This is a genomic window from Neptunitalea lumnitzerae (genome assembly GCF_027924185.1).
Lineage (GTDB): Bacteria > Bacteroidota > Bacteroidia > Flavobacteriales > Flavobacteriaceae > Neptunitalea > Neptunitalea lumnitzerae.
The window spans coordinates 1,000,283-1,026,842 of sequence record NZ_BRVO01000001.1; the positions used below are offsets into that span (position 1 = coordinate 1,000,283).

The following is a 26,560-nucleotide window of genomic DNA, read 5'->3' on the forward strand; positions in this document are numbered from 1 at the left end:
ATGGTTAAGAACTGGTTACATATTTTTATCTATAACATTAAACATAATAAGCTATTTACATTTTTAAATGTATTGGGGCTTAGTGTAGGGGTTGCAGGTCTTATATTCTCTATTCTGTATTGGAATGATGAGCACTCATACAATAAATGGAACCCTGAGCGAAACCATGTGTTTCAGATTATTAATGATTTAAGACCTATAGAACCTAGTTTAGGCTATTGGAATACCAATACAGCAACACTAGCGGAGTATCTAGAAGAAAATTTGCCAAGCCTTACAGATTACTGCTATTCAGATGATATGTACACCGATGACATACTAAAGTATGGTAGTAAAAAGGAAATGGCTAATATCACAGATGCACAGAGTAATTTTTTTAGTTTTTTCCCTTTTACCTTTAGTAAAGGTACACCAGAGTCGGCGTTGGCTAACCGAAATTGTATAGCTATTTCAGAAAACTTGGCTAAACGACTTTTTGGGGATAAAGATCCTATGAATAAGCAGCTTATTTACGGAGAGCATCAATTAACAGTTACAGGGGTTTATCATATTCCGGGCAAATCTTCGTATGCGCCAGATGCTGTAACCAATTTAATAGAAGAGTTTTTAAATAAGGGTGAGAATGCTTGGGGAAATTTCAATTTTAATTTATTGGTAAAACTAACAGATGCTTCGGAAGCTGCTAATCTTAAAAAAGCTATTGAAGCGGCGTATTTAGAACATCGTATTAAGCCAGATGCTAAAGAACAAGGAATTACTGTAGAGCAGTATTTAGAAGAGCAAGGCGTGATTAAAGTGTTAGTAGAACCCCTTGTAACAGCAAGGTTAGAATCTGTTACCGATGGGTACCCAGAAGGTAGAGGTAATATACAGATGCTACTTATTATGATGGGGCTTTCTATATTAATACTGGTATTGGCTATAATTAACTACGTGAATTTAGCTACAGCTAATGCTTTAAAGCGTGCTAAAGAAGTAGGAGTGCGTAAAGTAGTAGGAGCTACCAAGGGTGAAATTGTATTGCAATTTATTTTTGAAAGTGCATTAATGATATTTTTATCCATATTGTTGGCACTCGTGATAGCAGAGGTAGTGCTACCCTTGTATAATCAGTTTTTAAATAAGGAATTGGTTATTGTTGGGAGTCAGTTTTATCTACAGCTTTTAGCCTTGTTTATAATTTTGGTAGCAGTAGCAGGCGTATTTCCTGCATTATATGTAGCCAACTTTAAAACCATTAAGGTTTTAAAAGGTAATTATACCCGTAATGATAACGGTATTATAGTGCGTAATTCAATGCTGGTACTACAGTTTGCCATAGCTGCCTTTTTTATAGTAGGGTCTTACATTGTTTATAGTCAAATAAAGTATGTATCTACCATGGATTTGGGCTATAATAGTGACCAAGTGGTTCAGGTATACTATAGGAATCCGTACAACTGGAGAGAAGAAGGGTATAGAGAACAATTGCTGAGTAAGTATCTAGCGGTTAAGCAGCAAATAAAGGGTATAGAAGGTGTAAAGGAAGTAGGAGCAGGCTCGTTTAGCTTTGACCATGGAAGCAATTCTTCCTCTAGTTATGAATACAAGAATGAAAGTATTCAAGCAAGTAATATGGGTATAGATTTTGGTATGTTAGAGATGATGGGGGTAAAGCTAAAAGAGGGACGGTTTTTATCTGCAGAGTTTGCGTTAGATACCGTAAGCAACATACTTATTAATGAAACTGCTGCCAGATTAATGAAAGAAGATCATCCGCTTGGAAAAGAGTTTCCATGGAGGAATAACAAAAATTTGAAAGTGGTGGGTGTGGTAAAAGATTTTCACGTAAACGGACCACAAGAAGAGATTCCGCCGATGCTATTTTTCCATTTTAAAACAGTAGAGTGGATGATACAAAATACACATCACATTTATGTGAAAGTAGAGACCTCTAAAACTGCTGAGGTGATTAACAAGTTAGAGAAGCTTTGGACTACAAAAGTAGATGTAGATTTTCCGTTTGATTATGACTTTGTAGATAAACGATTTGCTAGAACGTATGAGCAATATACCAACCAAAAAAACTTGTTTTTATTATTAAATATCACAGTGGTTATTATTGCCTTATTTGGGTTGTACGCTTTGGCTTCGTATTCCATTGAGCGCCGGATGAAAGAGATTGCTATTCGTAAAACGTTAGGGGCAGAAACTAAAGGTTTATTATTGGTGCTAACCAAGCAATATATTGTATTTGGAGTTATAGGGTTTCTGTTGGCATTGTTTCCGGCGTATTACTTTCTTACCCTTTGGTTAGAGAATTTTGTATACCGAATAGATATTTCCTATCAGCCATTTTTAGTAGGGTTTATTTGCTTAATGAGCTTAACACTAGCAGTGGTTTTATTAAAGGCATACAAAGCAACTAGTAATGTAGATATTTTAAAATACCTGAAGTATGAATAGATTGTTTTTAGCACTATATTTTTTTCTCACCAGTATTGTTGTTTGGGGCCAACAAGGTAGTTGGACCCTTCAGCAATGCCTTGATGAAGGTTTGAAGAATAACCGCGATATTAAAATTCAAAAATTGGAAGTTGCCAGAGCAATTAAAAGCCATGAGCCTGGCGTAGCAACATTACTACCTACTGTAGGGTTAAATGCCAGTCAGAGTTATAATTTTGGTTCTACAATTGACCCTGCAACCAATGGTAGGGTAAGTTCAGATATTTTGTACGATAGGTTTTATCTAAGTTCTAGTGCCTCGTTGTTAGATTTTAACAACTTAGCAAAATCTAGTGTAGATAGGGTTTCTGTAGATTTGGCTAAGGCAGACGAAGCAGTGCTTGAATATGAGTACAAATTAACCTTGTTAGAAAAATATTTTGACGCCTTATATACCCAAGAGTTGGTAGCTATTCAGCAAGAGCAGCTTGATAATACTCAATTTAATTTAACCAGAGTTACTGATGAGTTTAATTTAGGGAGACGCCCTAAAAGTGATTTGTATGATATGCAATTGAGTTATCAGCAAGAGGTAAAGAGTGTAACAGAAACGAAGCAATTGCTAAAAACCCAATTACTACAATTGTTTCAGTTAATGAATATAGATGAGGTGCCTAAGGCGGTAGTTTTGGCATCTCCTTCGGTAATCTTAGGGGTAGAAGATGCCGCAGTTACTAATAACCCTAAAATGCAACAAAAAGAGGTAGCTTATGAGCGCAGTTTAAAAAATGTACAATTACAAAGAGCAGCGTTATTACCCTCTGTTGATGCCTATTATTCGTTTTCAACGTTTTATTACAAACCACTAACTGCTATGGCAGGGAGTTCGGTTGAAAGTTTCTCATCTCAAATAGATTTTAATAAAAACCATGAAGTTGGGTTTCAACTTTCTATACCGGTTTTTAATGGGTTTAGAAATAGACGAAACATCAATGTAGCAAAAATTGAAACAGAACAGAAAAAGATAGCTACAGAAGATCAAAAGATAAAATTGCAACAAGAAATAGATTTAGAAAGCACCCGTAAAGAGCAGTATACAACCTTGCAAGAAAGTTTAGACCAAACGCTTACCTATGCAGGGAAATCGTATGTTACTTCTGAGGCTAAATTTGAAAGTAACCAAATAGAAGCAGTAACGTTTACTGCGGTTAAAAACCAATTGTTAAGTGCTAAGTACGATTGTTTAAAGAATACACTGCTTTTAAAATACTCAGCATTAAAATTAAATTTAATGCGATATAATAATTTTTAGGTTTGTATTACTATCTTGTGGATAAATTTAATACCACCTATCATGAAATTAAATCTAAAACATATAGCCTGTATATTACTACTAGCTATTAGTATAGCTTCTTGTTCTTCTAACAAACCAGATGCAGTTGCTGTAAAGTTTTTAACTGCTACGAATGATGAAAATTACGCAGAAGCCAAAAAATACTGTGACGAGGCAACTGTGGAGTTATTAGATATGGCAAGTTCTTTTGCCGGACTAAACGAAAAAGAAAAAGAAGCATCTGAGGTTATCATAGTAGCTACAGATGTAAAAGATGATACTGCAGAGGTTACCTATAAAACGGCTCCGGATGCCGAGGAGAAAATGTTGAAACTAAAAAAAATAGATGGAGACTGGAAGGTATCTTTGGCTAAAGAAGATTAAAAGAGTAAAACAGCAATGTGGAAGAAACTTCCTGTTGCTGTTTGTTGTTTTTTTAGTGGTTGCATGTTCATTTACAGCAGCACCTGAAGATGTTGCCTTAAAGTTTTTAGATGCTACTGCTGAATTTAGGTTTGAAGAAGCAAAAGAATACTGCGATGAAGACACTGCTAAGTTTTTAGATTTGGCTGCGGGGTATATTAAAATGTCTAATGAACAACCAGAATCTTTAGATTTTTTTATTACAGAAACTGAAATTGATGGCGATAAGGCTTCCGTAAGTTACACTACTAGTAAAGGTACCGATGAACAAACCGTTTATTTACGAAAGGTAGAAGGCGACTGGAAGGTTTCAATGGGAAAAGAGAATTTAGAGAAAGAGCAGTAGATGGTTGCTAAATTTAGCTAGCAAAAGTATGCAGTAGCTAAGTGTATTAAATGTAAAAGGAATTTTGAAACAGAAGTTTATAAAGGGCATACTATGGCTGTTGGTTACAGTAACAGGGGTGTTTCTTATTTACAAACTTTTCTTCTGGGTAGATGGTACTATAGAAACTACACAAGTATCAAAAGATAAAGCCATTGTTAGATTTTCTGAAACTGAAATGCAGCAATTGCAACCAGGAGATATTATATTGCGTAGGGGGTATGGTTTTATTAGTGACATGGTAGCTAGGTCTTTTACTAATAATGGCTATGAAGTAACCCATGCTGGTATTCTTATAAATGAAAATAACGAATGGAAAGTATATCACTCCTTGTCTAGTGATGTTGCTGATAAAGACGGCGTACAAAAACAATCGTTGAATACTTTTTTAGATCACTCCTATCCTGATAAATTGCTAGTGGTTCGGTTAAAAAAATTTACTACAGAAACGGAGCACCAATTAACAACTTTGGTAAAAGCGTATGAGCAAGCACAGATTCCGTTTGATAAAAATGGTAATTACAATGATGCTTCTGAAATGTTTTGTACCGAGTTTATTATTCAGGTGTATGGTAAAGATTTGAAGTTACTTGAGTTACCTGAAAACGAACAAGACAAAAAAGACTATTATTACTCCTTGTCTAGTTTGTATGATACCCTATGTTTTGATAAGGTAATTAATAAATTCGCTAAATAATAGCATTGTGTACTTCTATAATTGCTTGTGAAAAGCTAAAAAAAGGCCTCTTCTATATCGGGTAACGCATACCTATATTAAAGTAGCAAATAGATGTTACGTTGGTTTTCTGATGTTTTGTAACTTAGGTAACAAACTGATAAAAATCATATAATTATGAGTTTTTAATAAGCTATATTCGCTTACCATCTAATACATAGATATGTTTCTTTTAAAAAATTTAAAGCGTATCTTTGTAGCTTAGAATGAGTTTAAATAATGCAGTAGCATGAAATTAGATAGAAAAGATATAATAAAAGCCCTAGAAAATATAACTGTACCAGGCGAAGGTAGAAATATGGTAGAAAGTGGTGCAGTGCAAAACGTAATGACTTTTGGTGATGAGGTTGTTGTAGACGTAGTTATTGGTAACCCTAGTTTACAGGCCAAAAAGAAAACCGAAGTTGAAATCATGAAAATTATTCATGAGAAAGTATATGAAAAGGCTAAGGTTAAAGTAAATATTAAGGTAGAAGCTCCAGAGAAACCTGAAATTAAAGGAAAACAAGTACCTGGAATAAAAAACATTATAGCAGTAGCCTCTGGTAAAGGAGGAGTAGGTAAATCTACAGTAACCGCTAACTTGGCAGCTTCATTGGCAAAAATGGGCTTCAAAGTGGGCTTATTAGATGCCGATATTTACGGACCTTCTGCACCTATTATGTTTGACGTTGCAGATGAGAAACCTTTGGCTGTAGATGTAGATGGAAAATCTAAAATGAAGCCTATTGAGAATTACGGAGTTAAAATACTTTCTATAGGTTTCTTTACACAACCAAATCAGGCAGTGATATGGCGTGGGCCAATGGCGGCAAAAGCCTTAAATCAGATGATTTTTGATGCTGCTTGGGGAGAGTTAGATTTCTTATTGTTAGACTTACCTCCTGGAACAGGAGATATTCACCTAAGCATTATGCAGTCGTTACCAATTACAGGTGCTGTAATTGTTAGTACACCACAAAACGTTGCATTGGCAGATGCCCGTAAGGGAGTAGCTATGTTCCGTCAAGATAGTATTAACGTACCTGTTTTAGGAATTGTAGAAAACATGGCATACTTTACACCAGAAGAATTGCCAGATAATAAGTATTATATTTTTGGTAAAGAAGGAGCTAAGAATCTTTCTGAAGATTTAGAAATACCTTTCTTAGGAGATATACCATTAGTACAAAGTATTAGAGAAGCTGGTGATGCTGGTAGACCTGCTGCTTTACAAGAGGGTACTCCACTTGTTGAGGCCTTTGAAGAATTAACAAGAAATGTAGTTTCTGAGGTAGTAAAAAGAAATACAAGTTTACCACCAACAGAGGCTATTAAAATAACAACCATGGCAGGTTGTTCAGCTGTTAAAAAATAAATTATGACTACGGAGGAAATAAGATTAAACGTTGAAAAGGCGCTAGATGAAATTCGCCCTTTTTTAGAAAGTGACGGAGGAAACATTTCCTTGGTTTCTATTGATGATGACAGATTGGTGAAGGTTAGATTAGAAGGTGCTTGTGTGGGTTGTTCTGTAAATCAAATGACGCTAAAAAGTGGTGTTGAGATGACCATTAAAAAATACGTACCACAGATTGAAGAGGTTGTTAATATAGCATAATACTAATTACTATATACATAAAGGTACACTAGAATTTTGTGTTGTAGTGTACTGTTATGAATTTTTTCAAATGAAGGAAAGAGGTATTCTTTTCTCCGAAACTTATTTACATGATTACAACAGATATACTTATTATTGGAGCCGGCCCTACGGGATTATTTGCAGTTTTTGAAGCTGGATTATTAAAAATGAAGTGTCATTTAATTGATGCTTTACCACAACCAGGAGGGCAATTGGCAGAGTTATATCCTAAGAAACCAATTTTTGATATTCCCGGATATCCTGAAGTTTTAGCAGGAGACCTTGTAACCAATTTAATGAATCAGATTAAACAGTTTCAACCTGGTTTTACCTTAGGAGAAACTGCTGAAACTATTGATAAGCAAGAGGACGGTACTTTTATAGTTACTACCAATAAAGGAACACAACACCACGCCAAAGCAGTTGCAATAGCAGGAGGGTTAGGTACTTTTCAACCAAGAAAACCGATCATTCCAAACATTGAGCTGTTTGAAGAAAAAGGAATTGAATATTTCGTAAAAGATCCTGAGCAATTTAGAGATAAGAAAATTGTAATAGCTGGTGGTGGAGATTCTGCTCTTGATTGGAGTATCTTTTTATCGGAAGTGGCTTCTTCTGTTACTTTGGTGCACCGTAGAAATGAATTTAGAGGAGCTTTAGATTCTGTAGAAAAAGTACAGGAATTAAAAGCAAAAGGAAAGATTAGTCTAATAACACCTGCTGAGGTAGTTGCTTTAAAAGGTGACGAGCATTTACAGTCGGTTACTATAGAAAAGGCAGATGAAACTGTTTCTTTAGATGTAGATTACTTTATTCCTTTATTTGGGTTAACACCAAAATTAGGGCCTATAGCTAATTGGGGACTAGAAATTGAAAAAAATGCCATTAAAGTAAACAATGCATTAGATTACCAAACCAATGTGGAAGGTATTTATGCTATTGGAGATGTTAATATTTATCCTGGTAAATTAAAGCTTATCTTATGTGGTTTCCATGAGGCTACTTTAATGTGCCAAAGTGTTTATAACCGTATTAACCCTGGTAAACGCTATGTACTTAAATACACTACCGTTTCAGGTGTAGATGGGTTTGATGGAAGTAGAAAAGAAGCAGAGAAAGCAGTTGTAAAAAGTATAGACTAGGTTAACTGTTAAATTGCTATAAAAGAAAGAATTAATGAGTGATATTAAAATAACAATAACTGACAGAGACGGGGTGCCTCACACAGTAGATGCACCAACCGATATGAATATGAATGTAATGGAATTGGTAAGAGCTTATGAGTTGGCTCCTGAAGGTACCATTGGTATATGTGGGGGTATGGCTATGTGTGCTTCTTGTCAGTGTTACATACAGTCAGACCATGACATACCAGAAAAAACGCCCGATGAGGAAGCTATGTTGTGGGAAGCTTTTAATGTGAAAGATAATAGTAGGCTAGGTTGCCAAATACATCTAACAGAAGATTTAGATGGGCTAGAGTTAGAATTGGCTCCAGAAGCTTAATATTGGAAACAATATAAAACAGAAAAGGCTATATCTACCAGATATAGCCTTTTTTAATGCTGTTTGTTTATGCTTATACTGTAGTTTGCTCTGAAATGATGTTGTTATAAATACCATCCCAAAGTTTAATTCTTACTTCAAGGGCATCTATAGATATTTCGGTAGCTTCTTTCCATTTAGTTTCATCAGTACCACATAGTTCACTTACCATTTGTAATGCCATTGGGCCGTGTTCATCTTCATCCAGTTCAATATGTCTGTCAAAATAATACACGAGCTTTTCAATATTCAATTCAGGGAAGTGTAGTTGCATTTCCTTTAAAATGGCGGTAAACATATCTGGTATAAGATCTTCCCTTCCAAAAGTAAAGGCAGCAGCAATTTTATGAGGCTTTCCTTCATCAATTACGTCAAACGTAAATTTCAAGAATTGTTTAATACTTTCTTCCAGGGTGCTATTGGCTATAGCGTCTTGTATGCTAGTGCCGTTTGCTAAAGCACCTAAAAAATCTTTTACGGGTGTTGTATTAGCGCCACATTCTATCATGGCATCTAAATACATTTCGTAATGGCTTTGTCTTTTACCTTCTTTATTTATATCGGTTTCCTCTGCTAAAACAATCTCGTTAATCAAGTAACGTGTTTCAGGATTCCCATAAGGTAGCCAAGGAGTTGTAGTACAAGTTAATTGTTGTTGTAAAGCTTTTAATAAGCTCATAAAGTCCCAAACTGCATAAACATGATGTTCTAAAAAAATCTTAAGGTCTGCAGGGGTTACAATTTTTTTGTATAACTTATGATTTAGTAATCTGTTTCTGTGCGAAGAAATTGATTCATTGAGTTTTGCGATCATTATGAATTTAAATTTTGCCAAAAATAAAATTTATTCATGGCTCGCTGTTATTTTTTAAGAATTTTAACGACAAATAAAGTTGAGAAGCTCCTTAACTAAGGGTGGTGTAATTGTTATATTTGTAGTCTATGAAAAGTTTAGAGCAAAATATGCCGTTTAAGTTTTTGATAAGTTGTGAGAAGTTGTTTGCTCATTACGAAACTTTGGTGGATAGTGATAATGAATTGGTAGCTAATAAGGCTACCTACATAATGGGCATTGCGGAGAAATATCCAATATTGAGGGAAGGTTTTGATGATGTTTCGTTACTTAAAGAATTAAAAGAACCTTTAAATATCTTACTGAAAGATATTTTTGCGCCTACGTTGAGTAGGAATGAAATAAAAATAGCATCCACACCATTTCAAGAGGTGGTGTTATATTCTTCTGATAGGTTTAAGAATATTTTAGAGAATTCTGCTGGAGGCATAGGGTACGAGCCTGAAATACGAAATATGCTTGAGGTAGATAAGTATATTTTTGGATGTTGTGCTATTTTAAAGGCATATTACAATATTACGGTAGATTTTGGTAGGCCATTATATTACGATATACCTGATAAAAATGGTATTATGAGACATTATAGAATAACTCATAATGCTGATTTTATTGAGATTTTCCCAACAGAGAATGCAATTGATTTAACTGAGGATGATATAAGCGTTTTATTAAATAACTTTAATGATATTGAAGTTTGGAAAAAATATTTTCCTGTAAATAGCTATGTGTGTAAAGGGTTTGTCATTTCTAATATGTTTGATGTAACCCTAGATAATGCCATATCAGAGTTAAAAACAAACCTTTTAGCATTAGATAAGAGCAGCCAGTTGTTTGTAAACAACTTTCAGGAGATTTTTAAATCTATGTTTAATATTCCAGATATTAAAATTGGATTTACGCTGTATAATGAAGAAGAGCAGAGTTTTGAGCGTTTGCCATATAATGGGGTAAGGAGTATGATTGTTTGTGAAAAAAGTCATTACGATTGCCATACCGCTCTGTGTGATGAGTCTTATGAGGCCTTGATAGTAAATAACACCTATTTTGCTATTACCAATGTGCCTAAATTTTATAATAAAAACCCAGAGAAAGAGCCTTATAAATCTTTGTATAATGCTGGTATAAAGAGTGCTATTTTAGCTCCTATTTCTAATCAAGGAAAGTTACTAGGTATTATAGAGTTAGGATCTCCTAGAATTTTAGAATTAAATTCTATTAATGCAAATAAGCTAGATGATGTAATTCCGTATTTAGTAATTACTATTTTGAGATCTAAAACGGAAGAAAAAAATCTTATTGAAGCAATTATTCAGCAAGAGTGTACATCTATTCACGAAAGTGTATTCTGGAAATTCGAAAGAGAAGCTAGGCGCTTCCTAAAAGAAGTTAATACCGGTAGGTCTACAAGCTTTCAAGAAATAGTTTTTGAAGATGTGTACCCGCTTTATGGACAGATAGATATTAAAGAATCTTCTAATGCTAGAAATGAAAGTACGAAGAAGGATTTATTGATTCAGTTAAATCTATTGAACAAGATATTTGATGATGTTTCAAAGCAAGAGTCACTTCCTATTTATGATGAAATAAAATATAGGATTAAAACCTTTATTACTGATTTACGTAAGGAATATCAAAATGATAGTGAACAGATTATTTTAGATTTTCTACAAGAGGAAATAGAACCTGTGTTGGATCATTTGGTGCTTATAAATACATCATTACAAAAATCAATTAAAAGTTATAGAGAGTCCCTTAATGAAAGTGGTATTATCTATAAGTATAGAAAAGACTATGATAACTCAGTTGGTAATATCAATAAAGCCATGGCTGCTGTTATTGATGAGAAACAAGTAGAGGCACAAAAAATGTTTCCGCACTACTTTGAACGCTATAAAACAGATGGGGTAGAGCATACCATGTACATAGGAAAGTCTATTTCTAATGATAAGAAATTTAGTGAGCTTTATCTTAATAATTTAAGATTATGGCAGTTGCAGGTAATGTGTGATATGGAAAATGAATTTTACCAATTACAACCAGAGTTGCCTTTTAAAATGAAAGCAGCCTCTTTAATTTTAGTGCATAACACAACCATATCTATTAGGTTTAGATTAGATGAGCATAAGTTTGATGTAGATGGTACCTACAACGCTAGGTATGAAGTAATTAAGAAGCGTTTAGATAAATCTTTAATTAAAGGCACTAATGAGCGTGTTACTCAAGAAGGTAAAATAGCCATTGTGTATGTTTCTAAAAAAGAAGAGCATGAGTATCTACGTTATATAAAACTATTACAAGTACAAAAGTACATTTCTGAAAATGTAGAAATGGTAGAATTAGAGTCTTTACAAGGGGTAAGTGGTTTAAAGGCTATTCGAGTAGAAGTACTTTATACAAGCAATGACCCAGAGCAAATGAATAAGTATTTTACGCTACAGGAATTGCCAGAATTAAAAACTAAATCGGTACTGAAATAATATTGAATAAAATTACTTCAACTTTCAGATCTTGCTAATTAGCAAGATCTGAAAGTTCTCTTATATTTCCATATAAATTATAAGCCACACCAAAGGCAATTACAGAAATAACTATACCTATCATGAATATGGTGTAGGTAAGTCTTAATATTTTGTATTTTTTATGAAGCACTAACCCTAAGTAATATAAGTCACGGGTAAGACTGGTGTATAAATAATCTTTGTCTTTTACCAATTCTCCAACTGCCCACTCATAATCATTTAATTTCATTTTATGAAAATTACCAAAGAATAATAGGTTTACCTTTTTGTTGGTAACATCTTCTTTAGAGAATTCTCCTTGCGTAACATTGGGTCTAGTAGCTAGTACCGAAAGTATCATGGAAATAACACTAAATAATAAGAAAATACCTGTTGGAATTACTAAGTAACGATTATAGGGGTTGTCTAGTTTAGGAAAAATACTAGATAGTGCAAGCGAAATAATAATGGCATTTACCGATAATAAAATATTTGCCTTAGAGTCTGCAATAGCACTCAATTCCATATGGTTTTTAAGAGCTACCCTAAACATGGTTTGCACCCCACGTTCTGGGCTTTCATTTTTGTATTTAACCTTTAGTTTCTCTTTTTTAGCACGCTTTTTTGCTTTCTTCTCCTTTTTAATTAAAGATTGAATGTTTTTATCTTTTTGCTCTTGCCATAAATCTATTGCGCAATTGGTATAGAAACGGTGTTTAGAGCTTAACATTTTAATGTTTACGGTACGCCATTCTTCAATAGATAATTTTTTAATATCTCTAAGAATAAGCTCTTTTCGTAAAAGTTCTGTAGTTTCAAGATAAGACTCTTCTCCAAAGTGAGAAGTATCTGCATCTCTAATAATCATCTCAGGTAAGTTTTTGGGTTCGTGCCCAAATTTGGTTGCTAAAATTAAGCTACAAATCAACTCAACTTGGTCTTCAGGATGATTATGCTCTGTTAAGTATGCTTTAGCAATTTTACTACTCTCTTCCTCATGGTTTTTGCCACCATCTACCGTATAGCCGGTATCATGAAACCAAGCGGCTATAACTAAACTTTCACGCTCTTTATCATTTATTTCACATTTTTCAATCAATACTTTAGTACCTTTAACTACCTGATGTGTATGACGTAGGTTATGGTATAAAAAAGTCTCATCTAGCCCTTTGGTTAGAAGGTCTGTTACATAATTACTTATGTTATCTATCAATTGTTGATTCATTTTCAGCAAGAATTTCATCCAAATTATAAAAAAAAAAGATATACCCTTTATGAAACTGAAAAGATACTCCGTTTTTGGCTTAGTTTTAATAATTTTTAACGCTTGTGCAACATATAAAGCACAGTATCTTGATGAGGAAGAGACCAAACAGGTTTCGTATCCGGTAGATAGAAAATTGGAAAAACGTTTTTTTCTAATTGGCGATGCCGGGAATGCACCTATGGGTGGTACTACCCCTGGATTAAAAGCCTTGCAATCGGTATTAGATACCATGCCAAATCAAGACTACGCCTTATTCTTAGGAGATAATTTATATCCGTTAGGTATGCCTAAAAAAGACGATCCTGATAGAGCTCTGGCAGAATACCGATTGGATATTCAAATAGAAACTATGAAACAATTTCCTGGAGAAATTATGTTTATACCAGGTAACCATGAATACTATAGTGGTGGCATAAAGGGATTAGAACGCCAAGAAAAATACATTAATAAAAAGTTAGAAGATAAACAGAAACAGAGCTTTTTCCCAGAGGATGGATGTGGATTTACTCGTGTAGAAATTAGCGATGATATTCATCTATTAATATTAGACTCTCAGTGGTTTTTAGAAGATTGGGATAATAACCCAACCATTAACGATAAGTGTGATATTAAAACAAGAGATAAATTGTTTTTAGAAATTGAAGATGCACTAAAAGATTACCAAGATAAAACAATCATTTTTGCTATTCACCATCCGTTATACACAAATGGACCACATGGCGGGCAGTTTGCTTTTAATAAGCAAGTATATCCTTTTCAGTCGGGTATACCAATGCCTGGAGTGGGTAGTTTAATTACCCTAGTAAGAAAATCTGGTGGTATTTCTATTCAGGATCGTATTAATGAACGTTACAAGCAATTAGCGGATAGAATTATAACACTAACCAAAAACTCTGATGTAGACCGTATCATATTTGTTTCTGGGCATGAGCATTCTTTACAATATAGTAGAGATGGTAAGATAGCCCAAATTGTATCTGGCGCGGGGTCTAAAACTTCTGCTACTAAAATTTCAAACTTTGCTGAGTTTACTTATGGAAAAGAAGGGTTTGCTATTTTAGATGTTTTTGAAGATGGATCTTCTTGGGTACGTTATTACGGAGCCGAAGGAGAGGGTGCTAAGTTAATGTTTGAAACGGAAGTACACCCTGCTGAGTCTACCTTTAAAGTAGATACATTGCCTACTACTTTTCCTCAAACTATAAAAGCTTCTGTTTATAATACAGACGACACAGAGAAATCTAAACTTTATAACGATTTATGGGGTTCTCACTACAGAGAAGTTTATGGTACTAAAATTACTGCTAAAACAGTAGATTTAGATACATTAAAGGGTGGGCTTACTCCGGTTAGAAAGGGAGGAGGTCATCAATCTAAAACTTTGCGGTTAGTAGATAAAGAGGGAAGAGAGTTTAATATGCGTGCTTTGGAAAAAAGTGCGGTTAGATTTCTGCAAGCAGTAGCTTTTAAAGATACATATATAGAGAATGATTTAGATAATACCCTGCCAGAAGATATCTTAAAAGACTTTTATACAGCACAGCACCCGTATGCGGCCTTTTCTGTGGCAGATTTAGCAGATGCCATTAATGTATACCATACCAACCCTAAATTATATTACGTTCCTAAGCAACAAGCATTAGGTAAGTATAATGATGAGTATGGAGACGAGTTGTATATGATTGAAGAAAAACCAATGGATGAGTTTTTGTATAAGTCAGACTTTGGGAAGCCTGATGATATTGATAGTACTGATAAGTTTTTTGAAAATCTAAGAGATGATGAAAAGTACAAGTTAGATGAGGGGGCTTATATAAGAGCTCGTTTGTTTGATATGGTACTAGGCGACTGGGACAGACACGAAGACCAATGGAGATGGGCACGATTTGAAAAGGAAGATGAAGAATTATATGAGCCTATTCCAAGAGATAGAGATCAGGCTTTTTCTAGCTATGATGGTAGTTTATTAGGAACTATCAGAGGAATGGTTACCGCAGCCCAAATGTTTCAGGTATATGATGGTGAGTTGAAAAACTTAAGATGGTTTAATAAAGAACCATTACCAATGGATAGAATTCTATTACAAAACTATACTAGAGAAGATTTTAAAAGAGAAGGGGCTTATATAAAAGAGCACTTAACTGATGAAGTTATAGATGAAGCCTTTGCTAAGTGGTTCCCAAAAGAAATTCAAGATGATCATTTTGAAAAGTTAAAGAGTACTTTTAAAGAGCGAAGAGATAATATGGTAGACATTGCTAGCCGATATTATGATTTAATGAGCGAACTGGTTATTTTAAGAGGAACAGATAAAGATGATATTTTTGAAATAAATAGAAGTGGAGATGGTGAAACTACCATTAAAATTTACCGTAATATAAAAGGTGAAAAGGAGAAAAAAATGGTAGAGAAAGTTTTCTATACAAAGGAAACGAAAGAGATTTGGATTTACGGCTTGGATGATGGAGATATATTTAGAGTTACTGGTAAAGGAAAGAATCCGGTAAAGATTAGAATTATAGGAGGTCAGAACAACGATATTTATGATATTGAAAATGGTAAAAACATTAAAGTGTATGACCATAAAACTAAAAAGAACACGGTAGAGAAAAAAGGGGGAGCTCGTTTTAAGTTTACCGATGATTATAAAATAAATCTGTTTAATTATAAAAAGGATAGATATAGTTCTGCTACGTTTTTGCCTGCGGTAGGTTTTAACCCTGATGACGGAGTTAGTTTAGGCGTAAAAGCAAGTAAAACTTTTTATGGTTTTGAAACCAATCCGTTTACCTCGAAGCATTCGCTAACTGCGGGGTATTATTTTGCTACTAATGGTTTCCAATTACTGTATGATGGTGAAGTAGCTAATGTATTCAATAAAACTAACATCATGTTTGGTGGTCGTTTTACTAGCGATAATTTTGCACAGAACTTTTTTGGTTATGGTAGTGACACCCCAAATTATGATGATGATAATGGGATGGATTTTAACCGTGTTAAAATGCGTTACTTATCTGCATACGGTGGGTTAGTAAGACGTTCTAATTATGGTAGCGATTTTCAGTTAAAAGTAAAGTTTGATGGAGCAGAGGTACATAAATCTGAAGGTAGATTTATAGATAATTACGATGCAACCGCACCATTTTTTGATTGGCAATATTTTTCTTCTATAGAAGGTAATTATCACTTTGAAAGCTATGATGATAAGTTAATACCAGGCAGAGGTATGCTATTTAACCTAACTACAGGTTTTACTGCTAACTTAGAGGGTATGGATAGCAACTTTGGGTATTTAAAATCGAATGTAGATTTTTATAATGCTATTTCAAGAAGCAAGCGATTGGTTTTAAAATCTTCAGCCGCTACACATATCAACTTTGGAGACGGATTTCTATTTTATCAGGCAGCTAATTTAGGTGGTAATACAGGTTTACGCGGTTTTAGAAATCAACGTTTTACTGGTAGAAATAGTTTAGTTTTTAATGAAGATATACGTTACAGCCTAAGAGATATAAAAACTAGATTCTTACCACTTAAGATAGGGATTTTTGGTGGAGTTGATTACGGTAGAGTATGGGTGAAAAACGATACTGCTAATAAGTGGCAACATTCTTACGGAGGAGGAATGTGGGTAAATATTCTAGATTCTGTAAATACCGATTTAATGTTGTTTAACTCTGATGATGGTTTACGTTTCTCTTTTGCTTTCGGATTCAAATTTTAAGGAAGTGTAACTTCGTATAATTTGGCATCTTTTTTAGATGCTTCATCACTAATTAATAAAGTTCGGTTGTCTTTAAAGGCAACCGATTCTTTTTGTGAGTTGTCCTCTAAATCTAAAACAGTTAACTTTCCTTCAAAGAATTTACTACCCGTAAAATCACTATATATATATAAATGTTTATGGGTTAATAAGGCAACTTTAGTTTTGTCTGGGGAAATATCTGCAGCAGTAATACTTCCTGTATGGTAATCTTTACCAAAGTTATGGGTTGCCAAATAAGTAGCTTTATAATCTCCTGGAGTTGCAGGGATTGTGTATAAGAAACATCTTCCGGCGTATGGATTACTTCTATCTTTTGTAAATAAATAAAGTTGTCCGTTTAGATAAAAGAATGCTTCGCAATCAAAAATCTTGTCTTCGTCTTTTGCAGGAAAGTCTTTTTGCTCAGGGTAACTAAATGTTATTTTTTTAGCTTTCGTTTTCTTTTTTTCTATCTTATCAGGGTTGCTAATAATATAAATGGCCAAGTTTTTACGTTCACTACGGTTGTTTCCAAAATCTCCAATGTATACATTGCCATCATCATCCATGGTAAGTTCTTCCCAGTCTACATTTTTAGCATTTTCAATTTCTATTTCACGTGCCATTTTTCCTTTTTCAGAAAGTTTGTAGATGGCGTTATCGTTACCAGAATCTTCAATTACCCAATAGGAGTCTTTACCAGTAATAGCTAGTCCGCTGTTTTCTTTAAGTTTTTTAGTTATTTTGGTAAGGGTATGTATTTGCCCGTAATTAGTACAACTTGTTAGTATTAAAAATGCTATAGCAATTAACTTTTTCATGGCTTAATTTTTTTGCAAGATAATGGATGCAATATACTTAGGCGAGGGCTTTAAGAATCTTTAACGCAAAAAAAAGGCTGCCCTAAGGCAGCCCTAACTAAACAAATCAATACAAACTTAATTTTTAAACAACTTAAAGCTATTGTATGAACCGTTAGTTCCGATAACCTTTATAATGTAGAATCCGGTGTTTAAGTGGCTAATATCAAATTTGCTATGAGCTTCAAAATCACCTTCATAATTACCAAGAAGTTGTCCGTTTGTGTTAAATAACTGCACTTTATTAGTGGCAGCAGATAAACTAAAATAGTTTTGAGCCGGATTAGGATATAGTTTTATGTTTTCAACTTCAGGGTTGTTAGTGGCTAACCCTGGTTGCTGATTTCCATAAATTCTATATTCTCCGGGAGCTAAATTCAAAATATAATCAGTTCCTGTAGAGGTTACATTTATTGTAGATCCGTCTAATAAATTATACCATGTTCCTGTATACGGGAATGTTGGTGCTACGTTTGAAGACGTAACATTAAAATTAGCTAATACTACTACATCTTTTAAATCGGTAGCTGCTAAATCATCATTCCAAACGTGTATTTTAGGTAATAAGTTACCTTGGTTAGAAGTAATGGTAAATGTTTCAGTATCAAAAACTTCTTCTGTTAATCTTAAATCTATAATTTCTGCCCAAGTATCGTATACAGATGTTCTGTTGGCATCGGTAGTATAGCCAATTTCAGAAGGAATTGGTTTAGGATTGGTACGGCAATCATTATTAATGGTTCCGTTTTCACAGTAGTTAATGCTATAGTCATACCCTAACTCTCCAAACTGCCAGAACATTTTAGGACCAGGGATGGTAAATAATACAGCCCCTAAGGTTTTCATGCGTTCTAATCCGGTTGCAGTGTTTTGCACGTTGTAAGTACCAGATGCATTTCCATAAGCAGTATTTTTAAACATCATGCGCTCCTCATCATGGCTTTCTGCAAAACCTACTAATCTAGGCTCAGCATATCCATGGTTTTCAAAGTCCATTCCGTTAAAGTTACTGTCAGATGTATATCCCATAGTGTTTTGGTTGTATGGGTCTGTATATTTACCCCAAACCATAATACCTTTATCTTCATTAATACGGTAGTCTGTCCATTCAACTTGTTCAGCATCCGTTCCTAGGTGTTCAAAAATCACATAGAAATCTGGGTCTAAAGCCCATTGGTAATCTGCGTATTGCTTTAAGATAGCTACGCGGTCTGCTTGGTAAGCATTGGTACAGTTTTCATCACCAGAAGTACAGTTGTTTGTAAATCCTTTAGTTAAATCCCAACGGAATCCGTCTATATGAAATTCATTAATCCAATGTTCTATAGTTCTTTCCACGTAGTATTGTGTAGCTGTAGATTGGTGGTTTAAGTCGTACCCTACACTATACGCATGCATAGCATTTACGTTAAGGTAAGGGTTAGCCGCTGTTGGCGAGCCATAACCATCTCCGTCAGGGTCATTCATCCACATTCTAACTAAAGGAGATCTTCCGTATACGTGATTTAAGGCAACATCAAGAATCACGGCAATACCATTTTCATGGCATAAATCTATAAATTCTTTCATGGTATCTGCAGGTCCGTAAGCTTTGTCTAAAGCTAAGTGAAACGCAGTGTTGTATCCCCATGAGATATTACCTTCAAACTCCATAACCGGCATAATTTCTATAGCGTTTATGTTTAAGTTTTTAAAGTAATCTATTTGGTTGCTTAAAGAAGTCCAGGTTTTCTCTGTGTTAAAGTCACGAATTAGTAGTTCGTAAATAATAAGGTCTTCTTTATCAGGTCTGTCAAAGTCTGTAGTTTGCCAGTTATAATCTGCTTGATTGGTTTGTATTACCGATACAGCAAATTCTTGACCACTAGGGTATACTGGCATATTAGGGTAAGTAATATTATCAATATAAGGGTCATCATTTGGTGAAAGTATTAAATCAGAGTATGGGTCGGCTACTTTTACACCATCATCAGTTCTGTACTGAAAGCTGTATACATCACCAGCAGTTAAGCCTGTAATTTCAATCCAGAATAGATCTGAATCACTGGTATCTCTGTGCATTAAATAGCTATTAGAAATTTGCCAGTTGTTAAAGCTACCAATTACGTGTACATAATTTTTGTTGGGCGCATATAAAGCCAAGGTAACTTTTGTTGGGTCTGTATCATCATAGTTAATCCCTTGAACAATACCTGTTGGTATTGCTTGCGAAGTAACGTTAGGGGTTGTAATAGCAGAGAATTGTTTGGTAATTACTTCTGAGGTTGCTACACTTGTTGCAGTAAGTTCAAAACTTGAATCTCCTGTAATGGTTTGGTTGCTTGAAAACGTTGTGGTGTTAGTAGCAGTAGCAACAGAAGTTCCGTTTCTGGTTAAGGTCCAATTAGCCGCTAATGATGTAGCAGCGCTAATAGGTAAGGTACCGCCAGAAGGTACAATAGTATTACTGTCTTCATCTGGAGATAAAGCTGTCATTTGAAAACCACCTACTTCAATAAAGTAGTCTGGTGATGTTTGTTGGCTACCATCTGCACTTCTTAATACCATTGAAATTTGGCTAATAGTACTTGTGGTAGGTACACCAAAATAGGTGTAAAGGTCTGGTGTAATATCTAACGAATACGTTGTACCAGATACTAAGGTAAAAGAAGGTTGTGTAGTGTTATTACCCCAAGAACCTACTACATTTTGCCATACGTTACCATCAACCGTAACTCCCATATGCGCATATATGGTTCCGGTGTAACTAGCTAAACCAGTTCCGGCTTTGTCAAAATATATAGTTACTGCCTGATCTGCTTCTGGTGGATTGGGAGTAGTAGTTATTTGGCTCCATCCGGTTAAAGCACATAAGAACAGTAATAATGTAGTTATGTTTTTCATAGATGTTATTTTAATTAAAAAAAGGCTGTCGTTAGACAGCCTTTTTTATAATGTTATTTATTACTCTAAAGTAATTGTAAGGTTAACAGTGTCAATGGTTAAATAATAAGTACCATCTGTACCAATAAAGGCAAAGTTACTATCTCCATCTGCAGCATTTGCAAAGTTAGCATCGATAGTATATCCTGCTGTTTCATAGTAAGGGTAGTTTAAACCAGAACCCCAGTCACCTTCAACAGTAAAGAATCTAAAGTTGTTAGCGTCTGTAGTAGATTGGAAAGTTACAGGACCACCATATACACCATCTCCTAAACAAGAAATAGTAACTAAGTTATCCCATCCCCAACCAGCGTCAGGAACACCAGCACCAACTAAGTATAATTGCTCGTTATCACATCCTTCAGATGGAGCTGGAGCAGAAAGCGTAATTACTTTATCTACTGTATTAACAGTTAATAAATATGTACCGTTAGCACCAACAAAACCAAAGTTGTTATCTCCGTCACCAGCATCTACAAAATTAGCATCAATTGTATATCCTTCAGTAGTACTGTAGTAAGGGAAATTTTGTCCAGAATTCCAGTCACCTTCAACAGTAAAGAATCTAAAGTTGTTGTTATCTACAGTATTTTGGAATCTTACGTTACCAGAGTAAATACCGTCACCAGAACATGGTAAAGCTACAGGAGTAGACCATCCCCAACCAGCATCAGGAACACCAGCACCAACTAACCAAAGTTGATCTAAGTCACATACAGGAGCACCAGTATCTACAGGAGCAGGTAAGGTTACATATAAAGCTTGAGAAGTACTAATCATTTCAGTAGTTTCTGTTGGCTCACCAACGTAGGCTCTTACTCTAAAGTAGATGTAACCAGCATCAGGAGCATCTGTATCAGGGTCGTTATCTAAACCTGCTTCAGCAGCATAGCTCATTAAGTTCCCGATAGTTACTACTGCTTCATTTCCAGAAATGTTCGTAATAACACTTTCTGCATCGGTAAAATCACCAATAATAGATTTTTGTAATTCAAATTCTACCGGAGTTTGAACATCAAAATCTGGAGTTTCCCAAGTAAAACGTTCTCCAATGTTAGAAGAAGTTTCTTGTGTTAATGTATATTCTGATAAGAATGAATTGGTAAATTCAAACTGACCAGCTGTGTCAGGTGCTGCAACAAATGAGAAGTTATCTTCATCATCAATACAAGCATTAAGTAAAAAGATACTTAAAATAAAGGCTGATATAAATTTTATTTTTTTCATGATCTGTTTCTTTATATTAATAACCAGGGTTTTGCGTTAAATTAGTATTTACTGATAGTGTGGTACTAGGCAATGGGAATAAAACTCTGAAAGCACTTGTAGCAGCACCATTAGCAGACCCTGCTTTAAATGGCCACAAATATTGTGCTGTAGTATAGTAGTTGTATCTGATTAAGTCAGTTCTACGTTGCCCTTCCCAATACAATTCTCTAGATCTTTCATTCAGTACAAAGTCTAATGTAAGATCGCCTGCATTAATGTTTCCTGAAGTATTACCATACCCACGCTCACGTAATTCGTTAATTAAGTCAACGGCTGTATTGGTATTACCTCCAGCACCACCTCTTAGGGTTGCTTCAGCATAGTTTAAATAAATTTCTGCTAAACGTATAATAGGTAAATCAGTATCTACAAAATCTCCACCTTCATCATTACCTTGGTTACCAAAACTGTCAACGTTTTTAAATTTAGTAACGGCGTATCCATCTGTAAATGTATTAGCGATGGTTGAAATGTTATAGTTTTGATCTTCAGTAAAGAACATTGCTCTAGAATCAGCCCAAGCTACTGGGTATCCATCAGTGTCGGTAGCAGTAATTGCGTCGTCAAACTTACTTACTAAAGCACTTGTGGTACGTAAACCACTCCATCCACCATTAACTCCAAAGTCAGCTGCATTCATAGAACCACCAATGGCAGCATGTACTAAGAAAGTAGTACCACCATACGTTCTTGAAGAATTACCGTCAAAATTTAAAGCAAAAATGAACTCGTTTTGCGCTCCGTTAGAATCGTTGTCTGCTAAAAATAATTCATCGTAAGCAGAACCGTTTCCGTTGGCATCGGTAGTATTAATGCTGTAAGAAGAGTTAATAACCATATTAGAATAAGTTAAACTTTCAGTATATAAGTTTTGACCAATATATACTTCAGCATTTAAGTATAATTTAGATAACAATGCCCAAGCAGCAACTTGGTCTACTCTACCATATTCATTAGCCCCGCTAGTAGGCAATAAATCTTGAATGGCTAATAATTCAGTTTCTACAAAAGAAAAGATTTCCTCTCTAGTGTTTTGTAACGGAAGTTCAGTAGAAACTACTGTTACTAGTGGAACATTAGCATACATATCCATAAGGTTGTAGTATGCAAACGCTCTTAAAAATCTTGCTTCTGCAATGAAGTATTCCACTTGCTGATCTTCGTTTAAAGCAGTTGCTTTTTCTATAAATGAATTACAGAAAGAAACTTCTTGACCTAAACGGTTGTACATAGCAGTAGAGAAGTCATTGCTAGCCCCCCAACTCATAGCGTGTAAATCAGGTAATCCTGGGTCTCCCCAGCCTACCACAGCATGGTCTGTAGTCAATTCGTTTAAGCTGAATAACATACGGGTAAATTGAGAAGTACCTTCATCAATACCACTAATATCAGGGTTACCTGCAGGTCCTGTTTGCCCTGTTAAAGCCAAACTGGCATATAATTTTGCCAAAGCTCCTTTTGCTTCAGAAGCATTTGCAAAAACATCAGTTTCGGTAAAACTATCCGGGTCAATAGGTGTTTGGTCTAAGTCTCCTGTACAAGAAGCCATAATTAACACCGCCGGTAGTACCTTTAATATATTATTAAAATATCTCATCATTGTTTTTTTTAAAAGTCTACATTAACACCAAATACAAAAGAGGTTGGTCTTGGATAGAAATTGTTATCAATACCACCAGAAATTTCAGGGTCTAGTCCGTCATAATCTGTAATAGTAGCTACGTTTTGTACAGAACCATAAAAACGCATTTTGTCAATACCTTTAATAGCTTCTTTTAAAGAGTACCCTAAGGTAATGTTATCTACTTTAAAGAACGATGCTTCCTGAATATAATAATCACTTAATAAACCTTGATCGGTTAACGATGTGAATTGAGTGTTGTAATAGTCAGTATGCAGGTTGGTAAGAATGTTATTTTCGGTAGCTCTTATAGTATGACTTTTAGCGGATGCCATATTGTTATACGCATAGTTACCAATATTAGCTCTTGTTACTACAGATAAATCCCAGTTTTTATAATTTAAATTGGTGTTGAATCCCATAATAATATCAGCATACGGATCTTTGTAGATATAACGGTCATCATCGTTAATAATGTTATCTCCGTTTCTGTCTACGTAAGCACCTTCAATTGGGTTACCATTAGTATCGTATACTTGTTTGTACACATAGTAACTAAATGGAGCATATCCCTCTTGGTGAATTTGAATTTGGTTACCAGTACCACCGTTAATTCCACCAGTATCTACAGGAACTGGTAAGCTTGTAATCTCATTATCGTTAAATGCTAAGTTATACCCAAAACTCCATGTGAAGTTTTCTGTTTGGACAGGTGTTACATTTAATTCTAATTCGATACCTCGGTTTTCCATATCACCAATGTTATCGTTGATACCATTTGAGAAGTTAGTAAAAGGAGAAACGTTTACATAAGAAATAAGGTCTTCTGTTTTCTTAAGGTAAGCACTAACCGAACCACTTACACGTTCGTTGAATAAACCAAAGTCTAAACCAACATCTAAAGTTTTACCAATCTCCCAACGTAAATCTTCGTTGTAAGCATCTGGTCTGTAAGTGTTATAATATACAGGATCTCCGTTAGCATCTACTCCCAATTGGTAATTAGCGGTGTCTTGGCTAATAGAGTAGTTTTGTAAGAATTGGTAAGGAGCTAAACCATTAACGTTACCAATTTCACCATAACCAGCACGTAATCTTAAAGTGCTAAACGTTTTAGAGTTTTCTAAGAAGTTCTCATTGTCAATATTCCAAGCTACCGAAGTTGCAGGGAAATAACCCCATCTGTCATTTGGATTTAATACGGAAGAAGCATCTGCTCTAAAGGTTACTTTTAATACATAACGGTCGTCATAAGAATACGTAGCTCTACCGAAATAAGATAGTAATACATTTCTAGACTTATCAATAAACTTAGCTATTAAACCATCTTGTTCTCTTTGGCCATCATAACTAAAGTTATCATATTCAAATTTTTGGTATGAATACCCAGCTACAGCAGTTAATGAATGCTTATCTGCCTCTCCGGTATAGGTTAAATACCCGTCAAATAAGCTATTAGTTGTTCTGTTGATATAACTATTAAGTGCTCCGCTCCAGTCTAATTGAGAAGAAGGCATTAATGGAGAAGTAATGTTTCTACCATGTGCATTAGATTTGTCTAAACCAACATTTACAGTAGCTGTTACGTTTGGTAAAAAGTGTAATTTATAATCAAATTTAGCACTACCAATAAAACGTCTCACCTCTGCAGTATCTCTGTATAGGTTTAATAGTGCCAGTGGATTTGTTTGTGCTAAGTTGTTTTGTACGGTTTCTCCATTTTGTATGTCATACCATCCCCAATAGTTGGCAACATCATCTGGACCACCATATATAGATTGAGTAGGATCAAAATCTACAGCCGACCCAATAGCTCCTCTATTAGCAAAACGGTTTTCAGTATACATTGCTCTACCATTTAATTCAATTTTTAAATGGTCGTCAAATAAATAAGGTCTTAAGTTTAACGAAGCCGTAGTTCTGTTAAAGTTATCCGTTCTTAAAATACCATCATGGTTAGAGTATGCTATAGATGCTCTTACTGGCATAAAACCTTTAATGTTACCCATAGCACTTAAAGAGTGTTCGTACCCTACAGCCTCTGTGTAAATTTCTTCTTGCCAATTGGTATTACTGTTACCTAATAAGGCTATTTGAGCATCAGTACCGTTAGCATTTACAAAAGTTCTAAACTGATCAGCGTTCATAACATCAACGTAATTTGTTGGTTTATATAACGTTGTAGAGCCGTTGTAGTTAAACTTAAATTCTTTTCCTTTACCCTTCTTAGTGGTAATCATAATAACCCCGTTAGCTGCTCTAGAACCGTAAATAGCGGTAGAAGAAGCATCTTTTAATACGGTCATACTTTCAATATCGTTCGGGTTAATAAAATCAAGTACGTTTCTTGATCCACCTACAGAACCATTATCTAAAGGAATACCGTCAACCACTATTAATGGAGAACTGCTTAATGATAAAGATCCGTTACCACGAATAATTATGCTTTGGCTTTCACCAGGAGCACCACCACCAGAGGTTACAGCAACCCCGGCAATTTTACCTGTAATTAATTGGTCTGCCGATACAATAGGTCCTTTGTTAAAATCTTCGGTACTAATTTTATTTACCGATCCGGTTATCTCTGTTTTCTTTTCAGAACCATAACCAACCACAATTACTTCGTCAAGTTGTTGTGTGTCTTCTACTAACGCAACGTTAATAGTACTTGAGGTCACTTTAACAGTTTGAGTGATAAACCCAATATACGAGAACTCAAGCATTTCGCCATCGTTTGCGTTAATTTGGTATTTACCATCAAAATCAGTTGTAGTACCTGTAGTGGTTCCAGGAATAACTACGTTGGCACCCGGAATGGGCATGCCTGTAGCACTCTCGGTTACCACTCCACTTACCGTTGTTTGCGCCCAAAATGTAATTGGGATACAAAACAACAGAAATAACATGTATTTTTGTAAAGTGTTCATACAATTGTGTGTTAAATTCATTTGTTGTTTAAAAAGATATATTTCATTTCTCGGTGTTAAATTTATGTAAAAAACTGAGGTAATCTTAATGTACGCGTGCGCGAAACATTACTTAAACGATTGAGTGTTGA

General features: G+C 34.8%; 18 protein-coding genes. 11 read left to right on the forward strand and 7 right to left on the reverse strand.

Annotated features, from left to right (window positions below):
- The 9 genes from Y10_RS04455 to Y10_RS04495 all read left to right on the forward strand — a co-directional run bounded on the left by Y10_RS04455 (position 1) and on the right by Y10_RS04495 (position 8,428).
- Positions 1–2,445, forward strand: a complete 2,445-nt coding sequence (locus tag Y10_RS04455) for an ABC transporter permease (protein WP_281764159.1) — start codon at positions 1–3, stop codon at positions 2,443–2,445.
- Positions 2,438–3,736 (forward strand): TolC family protein, encoded by a 1,299-nt coding sequence (locus Y10_RS04460; RefSeq protein WP_281764160.1) that lies wholly within the window; start codon positions 2,438–2,440, stop codon positions 3,734–3,736. The genes Y10_RS04455 and Y10_RS04460 overlap by 8 nt, the downstream gene beginning before the upstream one ends.
- A gap of 42 nt (positions 3,737–3,778) precedes the next feature.
- Positions 3,779–4,141 (forward strand): nuclear transport factor 2 family protein, encoded by a 363-nt coding sequence (locus Y10_RS04465; protein WP_281764161.1) that lies wholly within the window; start codon positions 3,779–3,781, stop codon positions 4,139–4,141.
- Positions 4,104–4,526 carry a nuclear transport factor 2 family protein gene (locus Y10_RS04470; protein ID WP_281764162.1) on the forward strand — a complete coding sequence of 141 codons (423 nt, stop codon included), beginning with the start codon at positions 4,104–4,106 and terminating at the stop codon, positions 4,524–4,526. Before Y10_RS04465 ends, Y10_RS04470 begins: the two co-directional genes overlap by 38 nt.
- Before the next feature lie 64 nt (positions 4,527–4,590).
- Entirely contained in the window at positions 4,591–5,262 is a 672-nt protein-coding gene (locus Y10_RS04475; RefSeq protein ID WP_281764163.1) for a YiiX/YebB-like N1pC/P60 family cysteine hydrolase, read from the forward strand.
- 268 nt (positions 5,263–5,530) lie between these two features.
- Positions 5,531–6,658, forward strand: coding sequence for an Mrp/NBP35 family ATP-binding protein (locus Y10_RS04480; RefSeq protein WP_281764164.1), 1,128 nt, complete (start codon positions 5,531–5,533; stop codon positions 6,656–6,658).
- 3 nt (positions 6,659–6,661) lie between these two features.
- A complete protein-coding gene (locus Y10_RS04485) occupies positions 6,662–6,901 on the forward strand; it encodes a NifU family protein (RefSeq protein WP_281764165.1) in 240 nt (79 codons plus the stop codon).
- Positions 6,902–7,011: 110 nt separating this feature from the next.
- Entirely contained in the window at positions 7,012–8,064 is a 1,053-nt protein-coding gene (locus tag Y10_RS04490) for an NAD(P)/FAD-dependent oxidoreductase (RefSeq protein WP_281764166.1), read from the forward strand.
- A 34-nt stretch (positions 8,065–8,098) separates the two neighbouring features.
- Positions 8,099–8,428, forward strand: coding sequence for a 2Fe-2S iron-sulfur cluster-binding family protein (locus Y10_RS04495; RefSeq protein ID WP_281764167.1), 330 nt, complete (start codon positions 8,099–8,101; stop codon positions 8,426–8,428).
- Positions 8,429–8,501: 73 nt separating this feature from the next.
- On the opposite strand, the gene Y10_RS04500 is transcribed toward Y10_RS04495, so the two are convergent.
- On the reverse strand, positions 8,502–9,281 hold the full coding sequence (locus tag Y10_RS04500; protein ID WP_281764168.1) for a DUF3050 domain-containing protein: 780 nt from the start codon (positions 9,279–9,281) through the stop codon (positions 8,502–8,504).
- A 128-nt stretch (positions 9,282–9,409) separates the two neighbouring features.
- Between Y10_RS04500 and Y10_RS04505 the strand changes: the two genes are divergently transcribed.
- On the forward strand, positions 9,410–11,797 hold the full coding sequence (locus Y10_RS04505; RefSeq protein ID WP_281764169.1) for a GAF domain-containing protein: 2,388 nt from the start codon (positions 9,410–9,412) through the stop codon (positions 11,795–11,797).
- Positions 11,798–11,831: 34 nt separating this feature from the next.
- Here the strand turns inward: Y10_RS04505 and Y10_RS04510 are convergent, their stop codons facing one another.
- Positions 11,832–13,043, reverse strand: coding sequence for a Pycsar system effector family protein (locus Y10_RS04510; RefSeq protein WP_281764170.1), 1,212 nt, complete (start codon positions 13,041–13,043; stop codon positions 11,832–11,834).
- Positions 13,044–13,092: 49 nt separating this feature from the next.
- On the opposite strand from Y10_RS04510, the gene Y10_RS04515 reads away from it, so the two are divergent.
- On the forward strand, positions 13,093–16,809 hold the full coding sequence (locus Y10_RS04515) for a metallophosphoesterase (protein WP_281764171.1): 3,717 nt from the start codon (positions 13,093–13,095) through the stop codon (positions 16,807–16,809).
- Here the strand turns inward: Y10_RS04515 and Y10_RS04520 are convergent.
- From Y10_RS04520 to Y10_RS04540, 5 genes are all read right to left on the reverse strand, one after another.
- On the reverse strand, positions 16,806–17,651 hold the full coding sequence (locus Y10_RS04520; protein ID WP_281764172.1) for an NHL repeat-containing protein: 846 nt from the start codon (positions 17,649–17,651) through the stop codon (positions 16,806–16,808). The two genes, Y10_RS04515 and Y10_RS04520, sit on opposite strands and share 4 nt — an antisense overlap.
- 117 nt (positions 17,652–17,768) lie before the next feature.
- Positions 17,769–20,573, reverse strand: a complete 2,805-nt coding sequence (locus tag Y10_RS04525; protein ID WP_281764173.1) for an alpha-amylase family glycosyl hydrolase — start codon at positions 20,571–20,573, stop codon at positions 17,769–17,771.
- Between the two features lie 60 nt (positions 20,574–20,633).
- A complete protein-coding gene (locus Y10_RS04530; protein ID WP_281764174.1) occupies positions 20,634–21,839 on the reverse strand; it encodes a SusE domain-containing protein in 1,206 nt (401 codons plus the stop codon).
- A 16-nt stretch (positions 21,840–21,855) separates the two neighbouring features.
- A complete protein-coding gene (locus Y10_RS04535) occupies positions 21,856–23,481 on the reverse strand; it encodes a RagB/SusD family nutrient uptake outer membrane protein (RefSeq protein WP_281764175.1) in 1,626 nt (541 codons plus the stop codon).
- A gap of 8 nt (positions 23,482–23,489) precedes the next feature.
- The gene (locus Y10_RS04540; protein ID WP_281764176.1) at positions 23,490–26,429 is read right to left on the reverse strand and encodes a SusC/RagA family TonB-linked outer membrane protein; all 2,940 of its coding nucleotides are present in this window, start codon (positions 26,427–26,429) and stop codon (positions 23,490–23,492) included.
- Positions 26,430–26,560: the final 131 nt, after the last annotated feature.